This is a genomic window from Streptomyces sp. NPDC014995 (genome assembly GCF_043080745.1).
In the GTDB taxonomy this organism is placed as follows: Bacteria; Actinomycetota; Actinomycetes; order Streptomycetales; family Streptomycetaceae; genus Streptomyces.
In genome coordinates this window covers 281,612-299,009 of record NZ_JBIBVX010000004.1, presented here as the reverse complement: position 1 = coordinate 299,009, position 17,398 = coordinate 281,612, and the positions used below count along the sequence as shown (strand labels likewise).

The following is a 17,398-nucleotide window of genomic DNA, read 5'->3' as shown; positions in this document are numbered from 1 at the left end:
CGGACCATGGAGTCCGTCGGCGTCTTGGACGGGGGGTTTTCCCTACCCCGCGCGCTGCGGACGGTCCGGCCGGCCCGGCTGTTCCGTCCGGTCCCGCCAGGGCAGCTCCGCGGTCACCGTCGTGGGCCCGCCCGGCGGCGAGTCCACGACGAACAGTCCGTCCACGGCGCCCAGCCGCTCCGCCAGCCCCCGCATCCCCGTGCCGCCGTCGAGCCGCGCGCCGCCCCGGCCGTCGTCCCAGACCTGGATGAGCAGCCGGTTCTCCACCCGCCACACGTCGACGGAGGCCGACCGCGCCCCGCTGTGCTTGCTGACGTTCTGGAGCAGCTCGGAGACGGTGAAGTAGGCGATGCCCTCGATGGCCTGCGCGGGCCTCGACGGCAGGTCGGCGGTCACCTGCACCGGCACGGTGCACCGGGAGGCCACCGACGACAGCGCGGCGTCCAGGCCCCGGTCGGTCAGGACGGCCGGGTGGATGCCCCGGGCCAGGTCCCGCAGTTCCTGCAACGCGAGCTTCACCTCGCCGTGCGCCTCCTCGACCATCGCCGAGGCCGCGTCGGGGTCCTCCAGCAGCTTCTCCTTGGCCAGGCCCAGCCCCATCGCGAGGTTGACGAGCCGGGCCTGCGCCCCGTCGTGCAGATCACGCTCGATGCGCCGCAGATCGGCGGCGGCCGTGTCGACCACGACCCCCCGGTCGGACTCCAGTTCGGCGATCCGCCGCTCCAGTTCGTCGGAGGGGGACAGCAGGGCACGGACCATCGCCCGGTCCGCGTTGGCCAGCCCGCGCGCCACGAACGGCAGCACCGGCCACAGCACGAACAGCGAGGTGAAGACGATCGTGAACGTGACGAGGCCCCAGGGCAGCCGGATGAAGTCGTACAGGACCGTCCGCCAGGCCACCGGGTCCCGCAGCGCCAGCCACATCCCCTGGAAGACGTTGCCCGCCCGGCGTAACGGCAGCGGGCTCGGCTCGTCGATCCGGACCCCGAGCAGCATCCGCGCCCGCCCCCGCTCGAACCGGCCGATCAGCCGCGCCCCCAGCAGCCCCAGCGCGAGCAGCGGCAACCCGATCACCGTCAACGTCAACGCGGCGCCGGTGAACAGCACCGTCATCACATACGTGAAGCCGAGGAGCGACATCGGCAGGTTCGCCAGGAGATGCGCGATCTCCTTCCACGTGTGCGGGTCGTAGGCGAGGCGGGCCGGCGGCAGACGGTCGCCCCGTCCCGCCTTCCCCCGATCGGCCACGGGCGCGGGAACGGCCACGGGAACGGGCACGGCGGGCGGGCGCACTGCCGCGGGGGCGGGCCGGTACCCGGCTCCGGGAGCGGGCGGATACCCGGCTCCGGGAGCGGGCGGGTACCCGGCTCCGGGGGCAGGCTGGTGCACGGCTGCGGGGGAGGGGTTCGATCCGGCTCGGGGGGCGGGCCGGTGCACGGCTCCGGGGGCAGGCTGGCCCGCCGCCCCGGAAGAGGGCTGGTACCCGGTTCCGCGGGAGGGCTGGTACCCGGCTCCGGGGGCGGGCTTGGATGCGGTCATACGGGTTAGCGTGCCGCGCGCCGCCCCGCCGCGCCATGGAGTTCGCCGCCTCTGTCGCCTGGGGAAAACCCCACCCCCGTTGCCCCAAGCGTGACGGGCTGCTTACCGTGCCTTTATCAGGCCCTAGACTCCCGTGCGTACAGATCGTCGAACAGGCCGAGGTCGGGGAGCGAGGGACGGACGGTGCCGCAGACGTCGCACGAAACGTTGAGGGATTCGACGGTCGTCGTCGCGTCGGACTACTTCCACTCCTACGCGGTCGTCGGACTGCTCGCCGCTGTCGGCGTGCTGTTCGTCGCGGTCGCCTTCGGCGCGGGCCGCCTGCTGCGCCCCGTGGTCCCGACCCCCGAGAAGCTTCTGACGTACGAGTGCGGGGTCGACCCCGTCGGCGAGGGCTGGGCCCACACCCAGGTCCGCTACTACGTCTACGCCTTCCTCTACGTGATCTTCGCGGTCGACTCGATCTTCCTCTTCCCCTGGGCGACGGTCTTCGCGGCCCCCGGCTACGGCGCCACCACCCTCGTGGAGATGTTCATCTTCCTCGGCTTCCTGGCCGTGGGCCTGCTGTACGCCTACAAGAAGGGCGTCCTGGCATGGACGTGACCCCCGCTCCTTCCGAGCCCGTGTACCTCCCGGAGCCGAAGCGGCTGGGCGCCCTCGCCCGCCTCGCCCCCGAGCCGATGAAGGTCGTCCTCAACTGGGGCCGCCGCTACTCGCTCTGGGTCTTCAACTTCGGCCTCGCCTGCTGCGCGATCGAGTTCATCGCCGCGTCGATGGCCCGCCACGACTTCATCCGCCTGGGCGTCATCCCCTTCGCCCCCGGCCCGCGCCAGGCCGACCTCATGGTCGTCTCGGGCACGGTCACGGACAAGATGGCCCCGGCCGTGAAGCGCCTCTACGAGCAGATGCCCGAGCCGAAGTACGTCATCTCCTTCGGCGCGTGCAGCAACTGCGGCGGCCCCTACTGGGACTCGTACTCCGTCACCAAGGGCGTCGACCAGATCATCCCGGTGGACGTGTACGTCCCCGGCTGCCCGCCCCGCCCCGAGGCACTGCTCCAGGGGATCCTCAAGCTCCAGGAGAAGATCGCCCGGGAGTCGCTGGGGGAGCGGTACGGGACGTCCCGCCCGTCGGCGGCGGCGCTGCAGAGCGGGCTGGTGCAGCCGCCGGCCGGCGCTTCGGGGGAGGCGGACCGATGACCGCCGTCGGCTGGCTGCCCACCCCCGCCGAGGAACTCTTCGGCCCGGACGCCACGGCCGAGGAGGCCTACGACGTCCTGACGGTGGACGTCCCCCCGGCCGCCTGGACCACGGCACTGGAGACGGCCCGCGACCGCCTCGGCTGCACCTACTTCGACTGGCTGAGCGCGGTCGACGAACCCGGCACCGGCTTCCGCGTCTCGGCCCACGTCGTCGCCCTCTCGCCGGTCCGCCGGCTGCTGGTGCGCACGACGGTCCCGCACGAGGCCCCGACCCTCGCCTCCGCCGTCGGCGTCTACGCGGGCGCCGCCTGGCACGAACGCGAGACGCACGAGATGTTCGGCGTCGTCTTCGAGGGCCACCCGGCCCTGGACCACCTCCTGCTGCCCGAGGGCTTCGAGGGCCACCCCCTTCGCAAGGACTTCGTCCTCGCGTCGCGCGTCGCCAAGGCCTGGCCCGGCGCCAAGGAACCCGGCGAGTCCGAGCACGGCGGCCCCAAGCGCCGCCAGATGCTTCCCCCGGGCGTCCCCGACCCGAACGAGTGGGGCCCCCTCAAGGGCCAGCTCCCCCCTGCCCCGGCCCGCCCGGCGCGGGGCGCGGCGGCGGGCCGCGCGGCCGGGGAACGGCCGGCCCGGGCCACCGGCGAACGTCCCGCGCGGGCTGCCGGGGAACGTCCGGTGCGGCGTGCGCGCACGGCGGCCGAGGGCTCGGCCAGCCAGGCAGCGGCGCTGGCCCCGGCATCGGGGGCGGCGACCGAGGGCGCCCCGGCTCCGGCGGAGGCCGCGGAGACCCCGAAGACCACGCCCCCGAAGGCCACGCCCGCGACGGGTACGGCACCTTCCCCGGCACCGTCCGCTCCCCGCGAGCCCCGGAGCGCGGCCGGACCGCGCCGGTCCCGCAGCGTGAGCGACGGCTCCGCCTCGCAGCGGACGCCTACCGCTGAGGAAGCGCCTGCCGCAGAGGAAACGGCTACCGCAGAGGGAGCGCCTACCGCAGAGGGAGCCTCTGCCGCCGAGGAAGCGGCTCCCGGGAAGGAAGCGGCTTCCGCCGAGGGAACGCCTCCCGCGGAGGGTCCGCAGTCCCCGGCGACCCCGCACCCCCCGGCGCGCCCCCGCAGCTCCGACGCCCCCTGGCACCACGCCCGCCCGGCCTTCGACGAACCGGAGCCGCCACGGACCGGCTCCGATCAGCCGAAGCCGAAGGGGCCCGCACCCGAGCGGCCGGGACCGCAGCCAACCGACTCCGATCAATCGCAGCCAACCGGCTCCGATCAGCCGGAGTCCCGGCCGGTGCCGGGTGCCACGCCGGTTCCGGAGTCCCGGCCGGTGCCGGAGCCCGACAAGGAGCCGTCCTCCGCAACGGACGACTCCGAGACCCCGGCCCCCGAGACCCCCGTTCCCGAGCGCCACACCCCGGAGAACGACACCCCCGGCAACGACACCCCCAAGCACCACAGCCACCCCGACGACAAACCCCCGGCGAACCCCCGAGGAGGCCCGCAGTGAACGACGCTCTCGACGTCGCCCTGCGACTCCTGGTCGTCTTCGTCGTCTTCCTCACCTTCCCCTTGATCATCGGCCAGACCGAACACAAGGTGATGGCCCACATGCAGGGCCGCCTCGGCCCGATGTACGCCGGCGGCTTCCACGGCTGGGCCCAGCTCATCGCGGACGGCGTGAAGTTCGCGCAGAAGGAGGACGTCGTCCCGGCGGGCGCGGACCGCCGTATCTTCCAGCTCGCCCCCGCCGTCGCCCTCCTCCCGTACCTCCTCGTCCTCCTCGCCATCCCGATCGGCCCGAGCGAGGGCGCGGTCGGCGAGGTCGTCGACGCGGGTGTCTTCTTCGTCCTCGCCGTGATGGGCGTGGGCGTCCTCGGCTCCCTCATGGCCGGCTGGGCCAGCGCCAACAAGTTCTCCCTCCTCGGCGGCCTGCGCACCGCCGCCCAGCTCCTCGCCTACGAACTCCCGATGCTCCTCGCCGCCGCCTCGGTGGCGATGGCGGCCGGGACCGTGTCGATCCCCGGCATCCTCGACGCCTTCGAGTGGTGGTGGCTGCCCTGGCAGATCGTCGGCGCGATCGTCTTCTTCGTCGCCGGCCTCGCCGAACTCCAGCGACCCCCCTTCGACATGCCCGTCGCCGACTCGGAGATCATCTTCGGCGCGTACACCGAGTACACCGGCCTCCGCTTCGCCCTCTTCCTGCTCGCCGAGTACGCCGGGATCGTCGTCCTGTGCGGCCTGACCACCGTCCTCTTCCTGGGCGGCTGGCACGGCCCGTGGGGCGCCGACGGCCTCGGCTGGGTCTGGACCCTGCTGAAGACGGCGCTGCTCGCCTTCCTGGTCATCTGGCTCCGCGTCACCTACCCCCGCCTGCGCGAGGACCAGCTCCAGAAGCTCTCCTGGACCCTCCTCGTCCCCCTCTCCCTCGCCCAGATCGCCCTCACCGGCGTCGTCAAGGTGGTGATCCAGTAGCCATGGCCGAGTCTCTCCCGCCCACCCGGCCCCGCATCCCCGGCAGCGGCCTCGCCAAGGGTCTGGCCGTCACCCTGCGCACGATGACGAGGAAGACCGTCACCCAGCAGTACCCGGACACCCAGCCCGACCTCCCGCCCCGCACCCGCGGGGTGATCGGCCTGTTCGAGGAGAACTGCACGGTCTGCATGCTGTGCGCCCGCGAGTGCCCCGACTGGTGCATCTACATCGACTCCCACAAGGAGACGATCCCGGCGGCGGCCCCCGGCGGCCGCGAACGCAGCCGCAACGTCCTCGACCGCTTCGCCATCGACTTCTCCCTGTGCATGTACTGCGGTATCTGCATCGAGGTCTGTCCTTTCGACGCCCTGTTCTGGTCCCCGGAGTTCGAGTACGCCGAGACCGACATCCGCGACCTCACCCACGAACGCGACAAGCTCCGCGAGTGGATGTGGACCGTCCCGGCCCCGCCCGCCCTCGACCCCGGCGCGGAGGAACCGAAGGAGATCGCCGCCGCCCGCAAGACGGCCGAGAAGCTGGCCGCCACCCAGGCCGGCCCACAGGAGGGGGACGCGTGAGCCTCGCAGCCGAAGCCCACGGCTTCCTCTCCCCGACCGGCGTCGAGATCGCCTTCCTCCTCGTCGGCCTGGTCACCTTCGGCGCCGCCCTCGTCACCGTCACCACCCGGCAACTGGTCCACGCCGCCCTGTGGCTGGTGGTCACCCTCGGCGGCCTGGCCGTCGAGTACCTCCTGCTCACCGCCGAGTTCATCGCCTGGGTGCAGGTCCTCATCTACGTCGGTTCCGTCGTCGTCCTCCTCCTGTTCGGTCTGATGCTCACCCGGGCCCCCATCGGCCGCTCACCGGACGCCGACTCCGGCAACCGCTGGGCCGCCCTCACCGTGGCCGTGGCCGCCGCGGCCGCCCTGGTCTGGGTCGTCGTCGACGCCTTCCGCGCCACCTGGATCGACCTCGACGGCCCGGCCGCCGGCTCGACGAAGGTCACCGGCGCGAGCCTCTTCCAGAACTGGGTCCTCCCCTTCGAGGCCCTCTCCGTCCTCCTCCTCGCCGCACTGGTCGGCGCGATCGTCCTGTCCCGCAAGGCGAAGGCGGACAAGCCCGGCGCGCGGAACCCGGCCCAGGACAAGGCCGACAAGGAAGGTGTCCGCTGATGCACCTCGCCTATCCCGCCGTCCTCGCCGCCCTCCTCTTCTGCACCGGCCTCTACGGCGTCCTCGCCCGCCGCAACGCGATCCTGGTCCTGATGTCGGTCGAGCTGATGCTCAACGCCGTCAACCTCAACCTCGTCGCCTTCGACGTCTGGCTCAGCAGGGCCGCCGAGGAGACCCTGCACTCCGGCCAGGCCCTGACCCTGTTCACCATCGCCATCGCCGCCGCGGAGATCGGCATCGGCCTGGCCATCGTCCTCGCCGTCCACCGCAACCGCGGCACCGCGGACATCGACAAACTCCGCGACACGGCCGAGGGACACGAGAGCCACCCGGGCGACGGCCCCGACAGCGACGCCGAGCCGACCGAGCGGACCGAGAAGGCTGAGGCCACCGCGTGACCACGACCACCCTCGCCGTCCTCGTCCCCCTCCTTCCGTTCCTCGGCGCGGCCGCGGGCCTGCTCCTGGGCCGCACCGCCCCCGGCTTCGTCCGACCGCTCGCCGTCCTGCCGACCCTCACCTCCCTGGTCCTGGCCGTCCTGGTCGCCGTACGCCAGGGCGGAGACACGGCCGTCGACGCGGCCACCGAACTCACGCCCACCGGCTCGGTCCCGGTCGAACTCGCCCTGCACATCGACGGCTTCGCCGCCCTCGTCGCCGTCCTGGTCGGCCTCGTCGCCACCTGCGTGCAGATCTACTCGACCGGCTACCTCCGCGACGACCCGCGCTACCCCTCGTACGCGGCCCTCGTCTCCCTGTTCACCTCCGCGATGCTCCTCGTCGTCTACTCCGGCGACCTGATCGTGCTGCTGGTCGGCTGGGAGGTCATGGGCATCTGCTCCTACTTCCTGGTCGGCCACTACTGGGAGACCCCCGAGGCCCGCGCCGCCTCGATCAAGGCCTTCCTGGTCACCAAGCTCGGCGACGTCCCCTTCCTCATCGGTCTGTTCGCCCTCGCCACCGACGCCGGCTCCTTCCGCATCACGCGGGTCCTCGGCGCCGTCGCGCACGGCGGACTCGACCACCCGACGCTCATCGCCCTGCTGCTCCTGGCGGGCGTGGCCGGCAAGTCCGCGCAGTTCCCGCTGCACACCTGGCTCCCGGACGCGATGGCGGGCCCGACACCCGTCTCCGCGCTGATCCACGCCGCGACGATGGTCGCCGCCGGTGTCTACTTCGTCGCCCGTCTCCTCCCGTTGTTCGAGGCATCCCAGGCCGCGATGGTCGTCCTCGCCGCCATGGCCGCCGTCACGATGGCCGGCTCGGGTCTCGCCGCGCTCGCCCAGGACGACATCAAGCGCGTCCTCGCCTACTCGACGATCGGCCAGCTCGGCTACATGACCGGTGCCCTCGCCGTCGGCGACCGCGGTGCCGCCGTCTTCCACCTCCTCTCGCACGGTGCCTTCAAGGCCCTGCTGTTCCTCGCCGCCGGCGTGGTCATCCACGCCGCCGGCACCAACTCGCTGGCCGCCATGTCCCGCATGACCGGCCTGCGCGACCGCGTCCCCGACGCCTTCTGGACGATGACCGTGGCGCTCCTCGCGCTCGCCGCGATCCCGCCGTTCAGCGGCTTCTTCTCCAAGGAGTCCGTCCTCGGCGCCGCCGAGCACGTCTCCACCGGCCACACCGAGCACGCCCCCGTCGCCGCGGGCTGGATCGTCCTCGTCGCCGGCCTGCTCACCGCCCTCCTCACCGCCGGCTACGCGGCCCGTCTGTGGCTGCTGGCCTTCCGCGGCCGGGGCACCGAGGCTCCCGACCACGGCCGGCAGCCGCTGCCGATGACCGTCGTCCTGTGGGTGCTCGCCGTCCCCTCCCTCGCCCTCGGCGGGTTCGCCTACCGCTCGCTCCCCGACTGGTTCGACGGCGGCGACCTCGCCCCGACCGTCACCACCTCCGTCCTCGGGACGGGCGTGGCCCTGGTCGGCGGCCTCGTCGTCTACGCCGCCTGGCGGCACACCACCGCGCTGGCCCCCCGAATCCCCCTGGGCGCGGTCGCCGCCCACCCCGAGGGCGACGCCGGACAGGTCGAGGCCGAGGCCATCGCGACCCACGCGCCCGCCTACGGAGACATCGCCTCCGCCCCCGACCCGGCCGACCCCGGACGGCTCCTGCTCGGCCCGCTGCACCGCCACGCGGCCGTCGGCTTCCACCTGGACGCCGTCTACCGGGCCCTGTTCGTCCGCCCGGTGCAGGCCGCGGCGAGCATCGTCCGGTTCCTCGACCGCGAGGTCGTCGACACCTACGTACGCGGCGCGGGCACCCTGCCCCGCTGGCTCGGCACCGCCGTACGGCGCGCCCAGACCGGCAACGTCCAGACCTATGTGAGCGCGCTGCTCGCCGGCACCGTCGTCCTGGCGGTCGCCGCCCTCCTCGTCGCCACGGGAGCGTGAGCAGGCGTGATCGATATCAGCGAGTCCGTGATGCAGTTCCTTCTGGCGTTCATCGTCGTCGGCCCGCTCCTCGGCGCCGCCGCCGCTCTCCTGCCGGCCCCGCCAGGACTGAAGGGGAAGTCGCCCGAGCAGGCCGTGCTGCGGCACGGCGTCACCGTGACCGGCGCCATCCTCATCGCCGCGATCGTCCTCGCGCTCGGCTTCGACCACGACCAGCCGTCGAAGATGCAGGCCACGACCGACATCAGCTGGATCCCCGCACTCGACGTGCGGATCCACCTCGGCATCGACGGCATCTCCCTCCCCCTTCTGGTCCTGACCGCGCTGCTGACCTTCCTCTGCGCGCTCTACTCGTACTTCAACCTGCCCGCGGGTCCGAGCCCGAAGGCCTTCGTCGCGCTCCTGCTCGTCCTCGAGTCCGGCACCCTCGCGACCTTCGCCGTCCTCGACCTGCTGCTGTTCTTCCTCGCCTTCGAGATGGTCCTGATCCCGATGTACTTCCTCATCGCCCGCTGGGGCGGCGAGGGCCGGACCCAGGCGGCCTGGAAGTTCATCCTGTACACGCTGCTCGGATCCGTCGTCATGCTGCTCGGCCTGCTCCTGATCGGAATCAGGGCGGGCACATTCGACATGGTGGCACTCGCCACTGACAACGGCCGGTCGCTGACCACATCCGTGCAGGTCATCGCCGTTCTGGCGATCGGAGTCGGGCTCGCGGTCAAGACACCGATGTGGCCGCTGCACAGCTGGCTGCCCGACGCGCACACCGCCGCCCCGACCGTCGGCTCGGTCCTGCTGGCCGGAGTCCTGCTGAAGATGGGTACGTACGGATTCGTCCGGATCCTCCTCCCGGTCGCGCCCGACGGCTTCCGCATCTTCGCGCCCTACCTCGCCGCCTTCGCCGTCGTCGGCATCATCTACGGCTCCCTGGCCTGCCTCGCCCTCGCCAAACGGGGCGCGAAGGGCGACCTCAAGCGCCTCATCGCGTACTCCTCCGTCGGCCACATGGGCTTCGTCCTCCTCGGCATCGCCTCCACCACCCCCACCGGCGTCAACGGCGCCCTGTTCGCCAACGTCGCCCACGGCCTCATCACCGGCCTCCTCTTCTTCCTGGTCGGCGCCCTGAAGGACCGCACCGGCACCACCGACCTCGACACCCTCGCCCAGGAGACCGGCGCCGCCCTGTACGGCAAGGCCCCGCGCCTCGGCGGCCTCCTCGCCTTCGCCGCCGTCGCCTCACTCGGCCTGCCCGGCCTCGCCGGGTTCTGGGGCGAGATGCTCGCCCTCTTCGGCGCCTTCGACCCCGCCGACCACCTCAGCCGCCCGGCCTTCCTCACCTTCACCGCGATCGGCGCGTTCGGCACCCTGCTGACAGCCGCCTACCTGCTCGTCGTGGTCCGCCGCGTCTGCATGGGCACCGTTCCTCAGGACGCCCCGCGCCTCACCGACGTCCGCACGTACGAGTTCGCGGCCTGGACGCCCCTCGTCGTCCTCACCGTCGTCGCCGGCCTCTGGCCGAAGGCACTCCTCGGCCTGACCGACCCGGCCGTGCAGCAGCTCCTCGCAGGAGGCACCCGATGAGCTCCCTGGCCCAGCCCCTGGCCGAGTCGCTCGTCCAGTCCGTCGACTGGCTCGCGATCGCCCCGCCCACCCTCGCGGCGGTCGTCGGCCTCGCCGTCCTCGTCACCGACCTGTTCGTGCCCGACGCGCGCAAGCCGCTCCTCGGCTGGCTCTCCGTCGCCGGACTCGCCGTGTCCACGGCCCTCCTGCTGCCCCTCCTGGACGGCGACCGCTCCACCTTCTGCCTGACCGGCGACCCGCGCGTGTGCAGCTACACCGCCGACCGCTTCACCCTGGTCATCCAGTTCCTGGTCCTCGGCGGAGCACTGCTGGCCGCCCTCCTGTCGGTCACCGCCCTGAAGGACGCGCGGGGGCGCCTGCCCGAAGGGGAGTTCTGGTTCCTGCTGCTGTCCTCCGCCGCAGGCGCCGCCCTCCTGCCCGCCTCCCGTGACCTCGCCACCCTCGTCGTCGCCCTGGAAGTCGCCTCCCTGCCCGCCTTCGCCCTCGTCGGCATCCGGCACGGCGACCGCAGGTCCTCCGAGGCGGCCCTGAAGTTCTTCCTCTCCTCCGTCACCGCGACCGCCGTCAGCCTCCTGGGCATCAGCTTCGTCTACGCCTCGACCGGCAGCCTGTACCTCACCCGGATCGCCGACCGCATCCAGGACGTGGACGGCCAACTGCACACCCTCGCCCAGACCGGCGTGGTCCTCACCCTCGTCGGCTTCGCCTTCAAGACGGCCGCCGTCCCCTTCCACTTCTGGGTCCCCGACACCTACATCGGCGCCCCCCTCCCCGTCGCCGCCTACCTGTCCGTCGTCGGCAAGGCGGTCGGCTTCTCCGGCCTCGTCCTCGTCACGGTCGTCGCCTTCCCCTCGTACGCCGACGTCTGGGGCCCCGCCCTCGCGGCGCTGGCCGCCCTCACCATGACCGTCGGCAACCTCGGCGCCCTCCGCCAGCAGGCCACGCGCGCGTACAGCGCCGTACGCCTGCTCGCCTGGTCCTCCGTCGGCCAGGCCGGCTACCTCCTCGTCCCGATCGCCGCCGCCGCGTACTCCGACGACCCCGACCACGCGATCGGCTCCACCGTCGCCTACGCCCTCATGTACGCCGTCGTGAACCTGGGCGCCTTCGCGGTCGCCGCCCTGGTCGGCCGCACGAACCCCGCGAACCGCGTCACGGACTACCGGGGCCTGCACGCGAAGAACCCCCTGGCCGCCCTCCTCCTGGCCTTCTTCCTGCTCTGCCTCGCCGGACTGCCGCCGGGCATCATCGGCCTCTTCGCCAAGGTCACCGTCTTCTCGGCGGCCGTCGACGCGGGCCTGGGCTGGCTCGCGGTCGTCATGGCCGTCAACGTGGTCATCGCCCTGTACTACTACCTCCAGTGGACGGCCCTGCTCTTCCGCGCCCCCGAGGGCGAACCCGTCAGGCACCGCGTCCCCGCGCCCCTCACGGCCGCCCTCACCCTCACCGCGGTCCTCGGCCTCGCCCTCTCCGGAGCACCCCAGCTCGTCCTGCGCTTCGCCGGCACCGCCCTCTTCTGAGCCGCCTCCGCGCCCTCACCCGAACGGCCCACGCATGCCCCCGGACGCACAAGGGAACTAGTGCTGCTCGCCTGGCGTTGACCAAACCGGGAGGTTCCACTGGACGTGACACCACGACACCAGTGGCACCGCAGACCAGAGGCAAGATCAGCAAGCGAAGGGTCCCCCTGCCGCACGACTTGGAGGGCGTACCGTGCACCGCCGGCACAACGGGCTCAGGACCGCAGTACTCCTCGGGGGACTGTCCGCGCTCATCATCGTCATCGGCAGCTTCTTCGGCCGCGCCGGGCTCGTCGTCGCCGTCCTGATCGCACTGGGCACCAACGCCTACGCGTACTGGAACAGCGACAAGCTGGCCCTGCGCGCGATGCGCGCCCGCCCGGTGAGCGAGTTCGAGGCCCCGGCCCTCTACCGCATGGTCCGCGAACTCTCCACCCAGGCCCGCCAGCCCATGCCCCGCCTGTACATCTCCCCGACCGAGGCCCCCAACGCCTTCGCCACCGGTCGCAACCCGCGCAACGCCGCCGTGTGCTGCACCGAGGGCATCCTCCGCCTCCTCGACGAGCGTGAACTGCGCGGCGTCATCGGCCACGAACTGAGCCACGTCTACAACCGGGACATCCTCATCTCCTCGGTCGCCGGCGCCCTCGCCTCCGTGATCATGTTCCTGGTCAACTTCGCCTGGCTGATCCCGATCGGCCGCTCGGACGACGACGACGGCCCCGGCCTCCTCGGCATGCTCCTGATCATGCTCCTGGGTCCGCTCGCCGCCACCCTCATCCAACTCGCCATCAGCCGCTCCCGCGAGTACGAGGCCGACACCTCCGGCGCCCAGCTCACCGGCGACCCCCTGGCCCTCGCCGACGCCCTGCGCAAGCTCGAACTCGGCACCAAGCAGCTCCCGCTGCCCCCCGAGCCCCGTATCGAGACCGCGAGCCACATGATGATCGCTAACCCGTTCCGGCCGGGCCAGGGACTGTCCAAGATGTTCTCGACGCACCCGCCGATGGCGGAGCGCATCGCCCGTCTCGAGAAGATGGCAGGTCACCACCAGTGAAGACCATCCTGAACGTCATATGGCTCATCGTCAGCGGCTTCTGGCTGTTCCTCGGGTACATGCTGGCGGGCCTGCTGCTGTGCGTGACGATCATCGGCATCCCGTTCGGCGTCGCGGCGTTCCGCATCGGCGTCTACGCCCTCTGGCCCTTCGGCTACACGACGGTCGAGCGCCGTGACGCGGGTGCCCCCTCCTGCGTGGGCAACGTCCTGTGGCTGGTCCTCGCCGGCTGGTGGCTGGCGCTGGCCCACATCGCCACCGGCATCGCGCTCTGCGTGACGATCATCGGCATCCCGTTCGGCATCGCCAACTTCAAGCTGATCCCGGTCTCGCTGCTCCCGCTGGGACGCGACATCGTGCCCACGGACCAGCCGTTCGCCGCCCGTTGACCTGGGCCCCGCTACCCGTCGGCGCCCATCCCTCGACCGCCCGCTGTCCACAACCGGCCGGTTGTCCACAGGCCGGCCCGGATGTCAGTGGCGGCCCGCATCATGAACGCATGACCGAGCACGAGCAGGCACAGACCCGACCGACGTCAGGGCCGGCCCACGCCCGTCCGCGGCGCGCGGACGGGATACCCGGGGCGGCCTGAGGCGCCGACCTCGCAGTACGGAAGCGGACGCCCGCCCGGCCGCGGTCCTGCCCTACCGCCGCCCCGCCGCCATCCGTCCCCGCACCCCGTACGCCACGACACCCACCGCCAGCACACCCGCCCCCACGACCACCGAGGTCACCGGCAGCGCGAACGCCAGGACCACGCAACCAACAAGGCCCAGTGCGGGCAGCGCCCGCTTCGGGGGAGCCGGATCCAGCGTCCACGCCGACGCGTTGGCCACCGCGTAGTACGCCAGCACACCGAAGGAGGAGAAGCCGATCGCGCCCCGGACGTCCACCGTGGCGGCCAGGACCGCGACCACCGCACCCACGGCCAGTTCGGCCCGGTGCGGCACCTGGAAGCGCGGATGCACGGCGGACAGCGCGCCGGGCAGATGGCGGTCCCGCGCCATGGCCAGCGTCGTACGCGAGACGCCCAGGATGAGGGCGAGCAGCGAACCCAGCGCGGCCACGGCGGCCCCGACCCGGACCACCGGCACCAGCCCCGGCACGCCCGCCGCCCGCACGGCGTCGGCCAACGGCGCCGTCGCGCGCCCGAGATCCCCGGCCCCCAGCACGGAAAGGACAGCCACGGCCACACACGCGTACACGGCCAGCGTGATGCCCAGCGCCAGCGGGATCGCGCGGGGGATGGTGCGCGCCGGATCCCGTACCTCCTCGCCGAGCGTCGCGATGCGCGCGTACCCGGCGAACGCGAAGAACAGCAGACCGGCGGCCTGCAACACCCCGCCGACGCCCCCGGACGCCCCGACGTCCAGCCGTCCGGCGTCGGACTCCCCGGACCCCAGACAGACCACGACCACGGCAGCGAGGACCGCCAGGACCACCGCCACGATCGCCCGCGTCAGCCAGGCCGACTTCTGGATGCCGCCGTAATTCACCGCGGTCAGCGCCACCACGGCCGCGACCGCCACCGCGTGCGCCTGCCCCGGCCAGACGTACGCCCCGACCGTCAGAGCCATCGCCGCACAGGAGGCCGTCTTCCCGACCACGAACGACCACCCCGCGAGGTACCCCCAGAACGGGCCGAGCCGCTCGCGTCCGTACACATAGGTGCCGCCCGAGGCCGGGTAGAGCGCGGCCAGGCGGGCCGACGACGTGGCGTTGCAGTAGGCGACCACGGCGGCGAGTCCCAGTCCCAGCAGCAACCCGGAGCCTGCCGCGTGCGCGGCGGGAGCGAGGGCGACGAAGATGCCGGCGCCGACCATCGAGCCGAGCCCGATGACCACGGCGTCCCCGACGCCCAGGGTGCGCCGCAGCTCGGCGGCCGATCCGGACTGTGTCATGGGCCGCACCTTACTGACCAAGGGAACCGGGGGATGCCGCCAGGGCGTCGTCCAGCTCAACACCGCACGAATCAGTACGCAGGAATCAACAAGGCGCGAACCACAGAGCCCGACGCGCGCACCACGGCACGACGCGCGCAGCAGGCACACGCGCGACCACGCACGACGAGAACGGCGCTTGACGCCACGAACGCACAGCCGGTCCGGAGCGACTTCACAGTGCCGGGACAGTGCGGGCACAGCGCGGAAGGGCAGGTTCAGGGCATGAGCATCATCAGCTGGATCATTCTGGGGCTGTTGGCCGGAGTCATCGCCAAGGTCCTGCTGCCGGGCCGGGACCCGGGCGGCTTCATCGGCACGACCTTCATCGGCATCGCGGGCGCGTTCATCGGCGGCTGGATATCGGCCCGTTGGCTGGACCACCCCATCAGCAAGGACTTCTACGACGGCGCCACCTGGGCCGCTGCGATCGGCGGTTCCCTCGTGCTCCTCATCGGCTACCGGATCCTGTTCGGCCATTCGCGCGACTGAGCGCGCCCCTGCCCCGCAGCCGGCGGGCGAGAAGGGCGGGCGCCGCCCGGGTGCCCACCCTTCCTCGTCCTCCTCGTCACCGGCGGCACCGGGCGACCGGTACCGGATGCCTACCGGTAGTTCACGAACTGGATAGCGAAGTCGAAGTCCTTGCCCTTCAGCAGGGCGATGACGGCCTGCAGGTCGTCACGGCTCTTGGAGCTGACGCGCAGTTCCTCGCCCTGGACCTGGGCCTTGACGCCCTTGGGGCCCTCGTCACGGATGATCTTCGCGACCTTCTTCGCGTTGTCCTGGGAGATGCCCTCCTCGATCGACGCGAAGATCTTGTACTCCTTGCCGGAGAGCTGCGGCTCGCCGGCGTCCAGCGCCTTCAGCGAGATCCCGCGCTTGATCAGCTTCGACTGGAAGACGTCGAGGACAGCCTTCACCCGGTCCTCGGAGTTCGCCTCCATCAGGATCTTGTCACCGGACCACGAGATCGAGGCGCCGACGCCCTTGAAGTCGTAGCGCTGCGAGATTTCCTTGGCGGCCTGGTTGAGGGCGTTGTCGACCTCCTGCCGCTCGACCTTCGAGACGATGTCGAAACTGGAGTCGGCCATGTCCTGTGGCTCCTTGTATTGGGTGCTTATCGGGTACGTATGGGTGCGTGTCGGCGTCCGTGGGGCTGCCGCCGAGCCCGGCGTAAGACGCGGGCCGCATCCGGACAAGCCTAGCCACCCGGCCCGGTCCCGGCGGCGCGGAATCCGGGTGGCGAAGCACCCCTCCCCATCGGGTATCGTTTACGTCGTTGCCAGGGAGCACCGCCGAAAAGCGGTTCGAACTGCAGCAAACCCGGCGGTGTGCCCGAGCGGCCAAAGGGAGCAGACTGTAAATCTGCCGGCTCAGCCTTCCCAGGTTCGAATCCTGGCGCCGCCACACAAGACGAAGGGCCCGTGACCTGCTGCAACAGCAGGTCACGGGCCCTTCGTCATGCCCCTTGGCGGCCGAGTCGTCAGCGCAGGTCGCGTCGCATCAGGATTCGGGGATGGCCGGCCAGTACCGAGGTGGTGTCGGCGGCGTGGGTGAAGCCGGCGCGTTCGAAGTTCTTCCGGATTCCGGCGTACGCCATCGTCAGGTCGACCTTCGCGTCGCCGTTGTCGAGAGGGTATGCCTCGATCGCCGGTGCGCCGTGGGCGCGGGCGAAGTCGACCGCGCCGGCGATGAGGGCGTGCGAGAGGCCCTTCCTCCGGTGACCTGGGCGGACGCGGATGCACCACAGTGACCAGACCGGCAGGTCGTCGACGTGTGGGATCTTGCGGTTGCGCGCGAACGAGGTGTCCGAGCGGGGTGCCACCGCGGCCCAGCCGACCGGCTCGTCGCCGTCGTAGGCGAGTACGCCGGGAGGGGGATCGGCGCGGCACAGCCCGGCGACGTACTCACCCCGGGCCGGCCCGCGGAGCTCGTTGTTGAGCTTGGACGGGATGCGATGGCTCAGGCACCAGCAGACGTTTGCCGCGGGTGACTTCGGGCCGAGCACCGTACGGACGTCCTCGAATACCGAAGCGGGGCGCACCTCGATGGTCATGGCACCACGATGTCACGGCGCACGCGGCGTCGCCGCTCGGTCTTCGCTCCACCTGCTGGGCTGCCGGGGCGCTCGGGGGGCTTGGTGGAGCGGTTCGTCAGTCCTCCCCGGTGGGTGCCTCCTCGGGGCTCTTCGCGGTCCTCTTCACGTCCGCCTCGACGTCCGCGCGCGATCTGCCCTCGTCCTTGGCGTATTCGGTCACCGCGGCCTGGACGTCCCGGGCGAGGTCGCGCCAGGCGCGCCACGCGGTTTCGTAGGTGTCGGTCTGGGTCTCCGACCAGGGGGCCGCCGTGGGCGCGCCGTAGGTGTCCCGCAGGTGCAGGACCCTCGCGTGTGCCTCGTCGGCCGCGCGCTGTTTCTCCACGAGTTCCTCGAAGGTATGTGCCACATGTACGGATGCTAGGGAGAGGGGCGCACTTCCGCGCGGCGAGCGGGGCGTGCGGTGCGCGGGGGTACCCGCCTGGCGCACTGGGGCA

General features: G+C 72.0%; 18 protein-coding genes and 1 tRNA gene. 14 read left to right on the top strand and 5 right to left on the bottom strand.

Annotation, left to right across the window (positions count from 1 at the left end; genetic code table 11):
- Window positions 1-42: 42 nt before the first annotated feature.
- On the bottom strand, window positions 43-1,248 hold the full coding sequence (locus ACF1A1_RS11030; RefSeq protein ID WP_391998869.1) for a sensor histidine kinase: 1,206 nt from the start codon (window positions 1,246-1,248) through the stop codon (window positions 43-45).
- Window positions 1,249-1,746: 498 nt separating this feature from the next.
- Between ACF1A1_RS11030 and ACF1A1_RS11025 the strand changes: the two genes are divergently transcribed.
- The 12 genes from ACF1A1_RS11025 to ACF1A1_RS10970 all read left to right on the top strand — a co-directional run bounded on the left by ACF1A1_RS11025 (window position 1,747) and on the right by ACF1A1_RS10970 (window position 13,315).
- On the top strand, window positions 1,747-2,142 hold the full coding sequence (locus ACF1A1_RS11025; protein ID WP_189941185.1) for an NADH-quinone oxidoreductase subunit A: 396 nt from the start codon (window positions 1,747-1,749) through the stop codon (window positions 2,140-2,142).
- A complete protein-coding gene (locus tag ACF1A1_RS11020) occupies window positions 2,133-2,738 on the top strand; it encodes an NADH-quinone oxidoreductase subunit B (protein WP_391998868.1) in 606 nt (201 codons plus the stop codon). Before ACF1A1_RS11025 ends, ACF1A1_RS11020 begins: the two co-directional genes overlap by 10 nt.
- Window positions 2,735-4,243, top strand: a complete 1,509-nt coding sequence (locus ACF1A1_RS11015; protein WP_391998867.1) for an NADH-quinone oxidoreductase subunit C — start codon at window positions 2,735-2,737, stop codon at window positions 4,241-4,243. Before ACF1A1_RS11020 ends, ACF1A1_RS11015 begins: the two co-directional genes overlap by 4 nt.
- A complete protein-coding gene (locus ACF1A1_RS11010) occupies window positions 4,240-5,208 on the top strand; it encodes an NADH-quinone oxidoreductase subunit H (RefSeq protein WP_391998866.1) in 969 nt (322 codons plus the stop codon). The genes ACF1A1_RS11015 and ACF1A1_RS11010 overlap by 4 nt, the downstream gene beginning before the upstream one ends.
- A gap of 2 nt (window positions 5,209-5,210) precedes the next feature.
- The gene (locus tag ACF1A1_RS11005) at window positions 5,211-5,786 is read left to right on the top strand and encodes a NuoI/complex I 23 kDa subunit family protein (protein WP_391998865.1); all 576 of its coding nucleotides are present in this window, start codon (window positions 5,211-5,213) and stop codon (window positions 5,784-5,786) included.
- Window positions 5,783-6,379 carry an NADH-quinone oxidoreductase subunit J gene (locus ACF1A1_RS11000; RefSeq protein WP_391998864.1) on the top strand — a complete coding sequence of 199 codons (597 nt, stop codon included), beginning with the start codon at window positions 5,783-5,785 and terminating at the stop codon, window positions 6,377-6,379. The genes ACF1A1_RS11005 and ACF1A1_RS11000 overlap by 4 nt, the downstream gene beginning before the upstream one ends.
- Window positions 6,379-6,777, top strand: coding sequence for an NADH-quinone oxidoreductase subunit NuoK (gene nuoK, locus ACF1A1_RS10995; protein ID WP_391998863.1), 399 nt, complete (start codon window positions 6,379-6,381; stop codon window positions 6,775-6,777). Before ACF1A1_RS11000 ends, nuoK begins: the two co-directional genes overlap by 1 nt.
- Window positions 6,774-8,768 (top strand): NADH-quinone oxidoreductase subunit L, encoded by a 1,995-nt coding sequence (locus ACF1A1_RS10990; RefSeq protein ID WP_391998862.1) that lies wholly within the window; start codon window positions 6,774-6,776, stop codon window positions 8,766-8,768. Before nuoK ends, ACF1A1_RS10990 begins: the two co-directional genes overlap by 4 nt.
- 6 nt (window positions 8,769-8,774) lie before the next feature.
- Window positions 8,775-10,349, top strand: a complete 1,575-nt coding sequence (locus tag ACF1A1_RS10985; RefSeq protein ID WP_391998861.1) for an NADH-quinone oxidoreductase subunit M — start codon at window positions 8,775-8,777, stop codon at window positions 10,347-10,349.
- Entirely contained in the window at window positions 10,346-11,869 is a 1,524-nt protein-coding gene (locus ACF1A1_RS10980) for an NADH-quinone oxidoreductase subunit N (protein WP_391998860.1), read from the top strand. Before ACF1A1_RS10985 ends, ACF1A1_RS10980 begins: the two co-directional genes overlap by 4 nt.
- Before the next feature lie 193 nt (window positions 11,870-12,062).
- Window positions 12,063-12,926, top strand: a complete 864-nt coding sequence (gene htpX, locus ACF1A1_RS10975; RefSeq protein WP_391998859.1) for a zinc metalloprotease HtpX — start codon at window positions 12,063-12,065, stop codon at window positions 12,924-12,926.
- A complete protein-coding gene (locus tag ACF1A1_RS10970) occupies window positions 12,923-13,315 on the top strand; it encodes a YccF domain-containing protein (RefSeq protein ID WP_391998858.1) in 393 nt (130 codons plus the stop codon). Before htpX ends, ACF1A1_RS10970 begins: the two co-directional genes overlap by 4 nt.
- Window positions 13,316-13,570: 255 nt before the next feature.
- On the opposite strand, the gene ACF1A1_RS10965 is transcribed toward ACF1A1_RS10970, so the two are convergent.
- A complete protein-coding gene (locus ACF1A1_RS10965) occupies window positions 13,571-14,827 on the bottom strand; it encodes an APC family permease (protein ID WP_391998857.1) in 1,257 nt (418 codons plus the stop codon).
- A 264-nt stretch (window positions 14,828-15,091) separates the two neighbouring features.
- On the opposite strand from ACF1A1_RS10965, the gene ACF1A1_RS10960 reads away from it, so the two are divergent.
- Window positions 15,092-15,358, top strand: coding sequence for a GlsB/YeaQ/YmgE family stress response membrane protein (locus ACF1A1_RS10960; protein WP_391998856.1), 267 nt, complete (start codon window positions 15,092-15,094; stop codon window positions 15,356-15,358).
- A 110-nt stretch (window positions 15,359-15,468) separates the two neighbouring features.
- Here the strand turns inward: ACF1A1_RS10960 and ACF1A1_RS10955 are convergent, their stop codons facing one another.
- Complete coding sequence (locus ACF1A1_RS10955) at window positions 15,469-15,957, bottom strand: YajQ family cyclic di-GMP-binding protein (protein WP_391998855.1); 489 nt, start codon at window positions 15,955-15,957, stop codon at window positions 15,469-15,471.
- 234 nt (window positions 15,958-16,191) lie between these two features.
- Between ACF1A1_RS10955 and ACF1A1_RS10950 the strand changes: the two genes are divergently transcribed.
- A tRNA-Tyr gene (locus ACF1A1_RS10950) sits at window positions 16,192-16,273 on the top strand.
- A 76-nt stretch (window positions 16,274-16,349) separates the two neighbouring features.
- On the opposite strand, the gene ACF1A1_RS10945 is transcribed toward ACF1A1_RS10950, so the two are convergent.
- Entirely contained in the window at window positions 16,350-16,922 is a 573-nt protein-coding gene (locus ACF1A1_RS10945; protein WP_391998854.1) for a GNAT family N-acetyltransferase, read from the bottom strand.
- 97 nt (window positions 16,923-17,019) lie between these two features.
- The gene (locus ACF1A1_RS10940; protein ID WP_391998853.1) at window positions 17,020-17,310 is read right to left on the bottom strand and encodes a hypothetical protein; all 291 of its coding nucleotides are present in this window, start codon (window positions 17,308-17,310) and stop codon (window positions 17,020-17,022) included.
- Window positions 17,311-17,398: the final 88 nt, after the last annotated feature.